6 protein-coding genes are annotated in these 6,000 nt (G+C 63.9%); 5 read left to right on the top strand and 1 reads right to left on the bottom strand.

Features of this window, described 5'->3' with window-relative positions; all coding sequences use genetic code 11:
- The 4 genes from B8115_RS23645 to B8115_RS17240 form a co-directional block, all read left to right on the top strand.
- Positions 1–244, top strand: a 244-nt coding sequence (locus B8115_RS23645; protein ID WP_010629086.1) for a DUF6586 family protein, incomplete at its 5' end; no start/stop codon positions are given.
- Positions 245–378: 134 nt separating this feature from the next.
- Complete coding sequence (locus tag B8115_RS17250; protein WP_010629085.1) at positions 379–843, top strand: hypothetical protein; 465 nt, start codon at positions 379–381, stop codon at positions 841–843.
- 11 nt (positions 844–854) lie between these two features.
- The gene (locus tag B8115_RS17245; RefSeq protein ID WP_010629084.1) at positions 855–1,286 is read left to right on the top strand and encodes a hypothetical protein; all 432 of its coding nucleotides are present in this window, start codon (positions 855–857) and stop codon (positions 1,284–1,286) included.
- 179 nt (positions 1,287–1,465) lie between these two features.
- Positions 1,466–2,710 (top strand): GspE/PulE family protein, encoded by a 1,245-nt coding sequence (locus tag B8115_RS17240; protein WP_010629083.1) that lies wholly within the window; start codon positions 1,466–1,468, stop codon positions 2,708–2,710.
- Between the two features lie 16 nt (positions 2,711–2,726).
- Here the strand turns inward: B8115_RS17240 and B8115_RS17235 are convergent, their stop codons facing one another.
- On the bottom strand, positions 2,727–5,141 hold the full coding sequence (locus B8115_RS17235; protein WP_010629082.1) for a hypothetical protein: 2,415 nt from the start codon (positions 5,139–5,141) through the stop codon (positions 2,727–2,729).
- A gap of 172 nt (positions 5,142–5,313) precedes the next feature.
- On the opposite strand from B8115_RS17235, the gene B8115_RS17230 reads away from it, so the two are divergent.
- Positions 5,314–5,928 carry a murein L,D-transpeptidase family protein gene (locus B8115_RS17230; protein ID WP_010629081.1) on the top strand — a complete coding sequence of 205 codons (615 nt, stop codon included), beginning with the start codon at positions 5,314–5,316 and terminating at the stop codon, positions 5,926–5,928.
- Positions 5,929–6,000 lie beyond the last annotated feature (72 nt).

Here is a 6,000-nt window from a genome sequence, read left to right as displayed (position 1 = left end):
CGGCATTGCCGAGCTGCACCGGCTGCGCGAGTTGGCGGCCCGCCCCGACAGCTGGCTGGCCTGGCTGCTGCAGCGCATCGAGGCGCTGCACGACAGCGCCGGTGTCGCCCGGCGGGGCAGGTCGAGCGCTGCGGGCATGATCGCGGTGGGTGGCAGTGCGGCCTTGGGCGACGAGCTCCGGGCATGCCTCAAGGAAGCCAAGCGCGAGATCCAGTCGCTGCGCGAGACTAGCCAGGAGTGGTAGCCGCCGCTGCCCGGCGGCTGCATGCTCATATCGTCTTCCGTTGATGTACGTCAAGCGTTGTCACCCGGCTTTGGCTAGGATGAAAGCAAGAGAGCCGGTCGGCGTGGCTGGCGGACGTCCGGGAGGGGATGCGCATGCGCTTTCATCAAGTCAAGGAGTTGGTCGATTGGGCTGCGGATTATCATGCCCGTCTGGCCGATCAGTATGCCCGCCTGGCCGCCGCAGGGGACGATGAGCGGGTCAGGATGGCGCTCGAATACCTGGCCCAACGCGAGCGTAAGCTGCAAGGCGATCTGCTGAGTTATCTCGATGATGGCAGCGATCATCGCAGCGTGCTTGAAGCCTGGTTCGACGATCCCAACGACTTTCCTCATGCACCGGTACTTGAACGTTTACCGGAAGGCGTCGATGGTAAAAGAGTGCAGGACGTGTTGGCCACGGCGCTGACTGCGCACCGGACGCTTCAGGATCTCTACGCCCACCGTGCCGAGCTGGCCGGTGGCAGCGACGAGAAAGGCTTCTTCGAGGCCTTGGCCTCGGGGCATGAAGCCGAGGTGCGGCGCATCGCCCGCGACATGCAACGACTGGAAGATTACTGAGGAGGTCACCCATGTCGGAACAGCTACTCTCCCCCAAGGTGCTGGGCTACTGGACGCGCGAGCAGTTGCACGACACACCGGATGAGTCGGGCTTCTTCTGTGTCTTCCGCGCCGCCCGCGACCCGGAAACCAATGAGATGGACGTTCAGGAGCTGCTCTATGTGGGCGAGCATCGTAGCGCCCGCTATGGCTTGGAGCACCATCCCGATCACGACAAGTGGGCGGCCTTCCTGCAGCCGGGTGAGGAGCTCTGGTATGCCGTGGGGCTGGTGGGGCACCCCAATCGTGAACGGCTGACGGCGGCGATGATCAATGCGCACAAGCCCAGATTCAACAATGGCAGTCAGTATCGCGACCGTTTTCCCTTCGACGAGACCACGGTGCACATCTACGGCAAGAAGCACAAGCTGCAGAGCATCTTCACCGTTGAATCCCACGCCTAGAGCGCTGTCGCCGAGGCAGGTGACCTCGCAGTAGCCAAGTGAGCCCCGGCAGTCGAACTGCCGGGGCTCACTGCGTGATGAGGCCTTTTCCGTGTGGCGAACCTTACCTGAGCTAGACTTCCTGCAGCGGTCGTGCTTCGGCGTGACATGGCGCATGGACCAATCAGGGAGGAAAGACCGTGTCCGAGGAGAGCTTCCGGCATCAGCTGCTGCCTGCCTTGCTGGCGCTGCTCGAGGCAGAGCCGTTGCCGAGCGGCAATACGCTGGAGGCGCATGCGCTGCTCGATGATGCCCTGCGGGCCAGAGCCAGCGACATCCATCTGGACCCCGAGCGGCGGGGATACCGCATTCGTCTGCGCATCGATGGACGCATCGTCGAGGCACTACATGTGGATCTGACGCAGGGTGCGCGTCTGGTCAACCAGTTCAAGGTGCTTGCCAAGCTCAACCCGGTACCCTCGCTGGCCACCGCGGAGGGCAGTTTCCACTGGTTCCACGCAGAGAGCCCGGCGGAGGAGCGCTCGCTTCGCGTTACCGCCGTGCACTGTGTCGCGGGGGAGAAGCTGGCCGTACGCTTTCTGTCACCGCCGCAGGCGTATGAAGATACGGCCGGGCTGGGCATCGGTGAGGAAGGCGCGCTGGGCATCAGGCGCTGGATGGATGCCACGGGCAGCATGCTGCTGGTGGCCGGGCCGACCGGTGCTGGCAAGACCACCACGCTCTATACGCTGCTCGGCCAGTTGCGCCTCTCCGACAGCCATGTGGTCACGCTGGAAAATCCCGTCGAGTACGGTATTGAGGGCATCAATCAGATTCAGGTCGATCCGGATCATGGCCTCGATTTTGCCAGCGGTACCCGTTCCTTGCTGCGTCTCGACCCCGATTACGTTCTTATCGGTGAGATTCGCGATCGCGAGTCTGCCTTTGCGGCGCTGAACGTGACCAGCAGCGGACGCTCGCTGATGGGCACTCTGCACAGTCGCGATGCGGTGGGCGTGGTGACCTCGATGCGTCAGATGGGGCTCGGCGACAGTGAGATCAGCGCCAATCTTGGCCTGGTCATCGCCCAGCGCTTGGTGCGGCGACTGTGCCCGCACTGCCGGGAGCAGGTGCCGCCCGAACCTCGCGAGCGGGAGTGGTTGGCGGCGATAGGCCTGGCAGTGCCGGAGCTGACCTGGAGCGCATCGGGCTGCTCAAACTGCGACGGCCTCGGCTATCGCGGTCGCATCGGGGTGTTCGAGATCTGGCAGCTCACCCCTGAGGATCATGCCCGAATCCTGCGCCATGCCGATGAGGCCGAGCTGCGCCGGCACTTGCTGGAGCGCGGCGTGACACTGATGCTGGCCGACGGTCTGGCCAAGGCCGAGTCGGGCATCACCAGCCTGCGGGAAGTGTTTCGTATGGGGGCCTTCCTGTCGGCCTGAGACTCGGGACAGCGCCTCAGCGCAGCGCCTGGGGATCGCCTTCGCCGGCCAGCGCCAGGCGCTCCGGTTCATCGAGCAGGGCCTCGAGTTCGAGATTTGCCACTTCGCTGACGGCCTCCAACACATGGCCCCAGGTAGCGCGATTGGCATAAAGCATGCCGAAGGTATCCAGCGTGCCGCCGCGGTTGCGATAGCCAAGAAAACGTGAACCGCTGCCGGTGTCGAGCGGGCGCAGCACGCCGCACAACGGTTCGGGACGGCAGTGCGCGAGGAAGACCCTGGCCTGGGTAGGTGGCACCAGTTGGCTGAGCCGGCACTGACCGAGGGTGGCGGTCGCCTCTCGTTCGTCCCTGGCCTCGCGCAGCTTGCCGGGCTCCTGAATCACATAAAGGCTGGCCTCGACTCCCGCCAGGGTCAGCCTTGCCAGGGCACGCTGCATCTCGATCAACTGGTAGGTGCCTATCGCGAACAGCTGGACGCGTGGAGCCACCGTATCGTGCAGGCAGATTATGCCATCCTCGTAGAGGCGCCTGGCCTGCTCTTCATCGAGCACTACCGGCACGGGGTTCTTCGCTACCACCGCTAGTGCAATGCGGCCGCGTGAGCGGTAAAGCTCTCGCAGCGCATAGGCCGCGCTTGGCGCATCGACCGGGAACAGCGTCGGCGCCACGTCGTCCATTTCACCCAGCCAGGCTTCGCACAGCGTCGGATCCTGGTGCGACTGTTCGTTCTTGCCGTTCTCCCAGGTGTGGGAGCTGGCCAACAGCGGCACCGTCAGCCAGCCCGGCTCGAGGCCGACTTCGTGCTGATGACGGGCAAAGATGATCTCCTGGCGCATGGCACCCAGCATCTTGACGGCAAAGGCCTCGTACGATGCCACCAGGTTCAGACCTTGCTTGTTGGCCAGTGCCGCACACACCACCGCTTCTTCGTTGAGGGCAGTGATCACCGAGCCGTCGAGGGCCTCGGCGACGCCCGGCTCCGGATCGGTCACCCGGTGCTTTAGCAGGTCCAGGGTCTGGTCAAGCCGGTTGCTGCGCATCTCATCGGGATTTCCCACCCGCACCCGCAGCTCGGGGTTGGCCAGCACGAGGCGCTTGAAGGTTTCATCAATGGCTGCCATGGGGGAGACGGATTGGCCTGGCATGAAGGTCGGCAGCGGTGGGGCGGTGGGTAGCGGCGTCACGGCGATGGCCAGCTCGTTATCGCGCTCCTTGGGGCGTTGGCTCGTAGTGTGATCGTTGAGTGTATCGATCGCCTGGCGCAGTTCGGCTAGCGGCACGTGGAGCGCGGCAGCGCCTGCATTGAAGAGATCGCGAGCAGAGGCATCCTCGGCCGGGCTGGCGAGCAGCGGGAGATTATGCGCCGCATTGGTGCCGGCGCCTGGAAAGCCGTAGCCCTTTACCGTTTCGGCGATGACATAGGGCAGGCGTAGGGGGTAGCGGCCGTGTCCCGCTTCCAGGGCAGCCACCTGTTCGGCCAGTTCCGTTTCGGCAGTGATGATCGCCCAGGCGAAGGCGGCGGGGTCCCGGCCATCGATGGTCAGCGGCGCGAAGCCATTGAGCATCAGATGCTCCTCGAACCAGTGGGTGCCGCCCGACTGGCTCATGGTCGTACGCTGATCGATACGGCGGCCATTGGCGATCATCACCGGCACGATCGAGCCGCTGTCCTCGGCTCGCCACCAGCGCGGTACCCAGTCGCTCCCGCGTTGCTCCTCGAAGGCGCCATCGCTGAGAAAGGCCACAAGATTCTGGTGCGCAAGAGGCATGTGCGCATACTGTAGGCCCGCAAAGCCGAGATAGCCGCCTTCGCTTAGACCGCCGGCCGTGTGGGCGTTGACGTGGCTGCCGAGAGGGGAGACGGGTTGACCGTCGGCATCGACCCCGCAGTGATAGAAATCGTTGACCAGCCGCGTCAGGCCCTCGTCGCTGAGCGCATAACGAGCCGCGTGGGCAGGTCCCATGTTGTCCATCAGCACGTTGAGTGCATCGATGGCGGCTACACAGTGACCTTGCCCCATCAGCCAGCTGCGGGTCAGGCAGGTCAGGCTGTTGGCAGTGAGATAGCCGACGTAGGCGGGCACCATGTTGAGGGCGCCACCGGTGTGTCCTTCCGGCCTGGGTTTGAAATCCGCTTCGACGAGCGGCTCACCATCCAGCCGTACGCGCTGCGCGTAGGTCATGTGGGCCACCAGCCACATTCCCATGTTGGCCAGCCGGTCGGCGGCTCGAAGCTTGGCCAGCCAGGTGCGTCTGAGTTCGGCGGTGGGGGCATGGCGTTCCAGCAAGCTGGCGATGGCCGCTTGAGTGGCGGGGCCATGGGAGATCATACCCACCCCCTGGGCCCAGGCGGCGAAATCGGGGCTCTGCTCGGCGGTCGCGAGCTGGGCGTGGCGGGGCGGGCGAGAGCTTCCGGGCTGAGTGGGCATGGGTGGGCTCCGTGGCTAATGACGATAAACCTGTCTGTGAGCCTAGAGGCTTGCTTGCACGAAGGCCATTGACCGGCGTCATGGATGCAATGTTCGGTTACGTTAAGTGGACTGACAGTCGAAGCGGGATACGTTATAAAACGCTAACGAACCGACCTGCCGTGAGGAGTCGATGAGATCCGTTTCCCGCCGTCGCTTTGGCCAGCTGGCCTTGCTGGCCCCCTTCGCCCTGCTGACGGGGCGCGAAGCCCATGCAAGCCTGATCGAGACCATTCTGTCGCGCGCACCTACGCCTCGCCATGACAGCGAGATATGGGTGCTGGTCGACGATCGGGAATCCTCGCTGAGCGTCTATCGGGGCAACGCCCTGCTCGAGCGCTTCGCTCCTGTCTCGCTGGGTCGCTCCGGTGCCAGCACGATGCGCACCTACGGAGGCAACGTCACGCCGAAGGGTGAATTCCGCGTCAATCGCTTTAATTGGGAAAGCCAGTGGCATATCTTCATCGGCATCGACTATCCTACGCCGTCCCATGCGCGTACTGCGTTGGAAACAGGGCTTTACACGGAGCAGGATTACGCAGATTATTTCGCCTACTATCGGCGCCACGGGTATCCGCCCCAGCAGACAGTGCTGGGGGGCTTCATCGGAATCCATGGCCTCGGTAGGGCAGACCCGGAGGTTCATGCTAGTTATCACTGGACTCAGGGGTGTGTGGCGGTAACCGACGCGGAGATCGAGAGGCTTTCCGAGCTAATCGACATTGGCACTCGCGTCGTCATCCGCTAGGCTCAAGATACGCAAGGGACGTTTCGAGCTATGGACAAGCGCCGTAGGGTATTATAAAACAGCGTTTGACTC

Origin of the sequence: Halomonas sp. KM-1, from assembly GCF_000246875.1 — a bacterium.
GTDB classification, from domain to species: Bacteria; Pseudomonadota; Gammaproteobacteria; order Pseudomonadales; family Halomonadaceae; genus Halomonas; species Halomonas aerodenitrificans.
The sequence above is the reverse complement of the archived record's forward strand: the minus strand, read 5'-3'. Positions and strand labels throughout refer to the sequence as shown.

Excerpts from the sequence above, each read along its gene's own strand:
- B8115_RS17250 (WP_010629085.1), top strand. The coding sequence starts at position 379 with ATGCGCTTTCATCAAGTCAAGGAGTTGGTCGATTGGGCTGCGGATTAT.
- B8115_RS17245 (WP_010629084.1), top strand. The coding sequence starts at position 855 with ATGTCGGAACAGCTACTCTCCCCCAAGGTGCTGGGCTACTGGACGCGC.
- B8115_RS17235 (WP_010629082.1), bottom strand. The coding sequence starts at position 5,141 with ATGCCCACTCAGCCCGGAAGCTCTCGCCCGCCCCGCCACGCCCAGCTC.
- B8115_RS17230 (WP_010629081.1), top strand. The coding sequence starts at position 5,314 with ATGAGATCCGTTTCCCGCCGTCGCTTTGGCCAGCTGGCCTTGCTGGCC.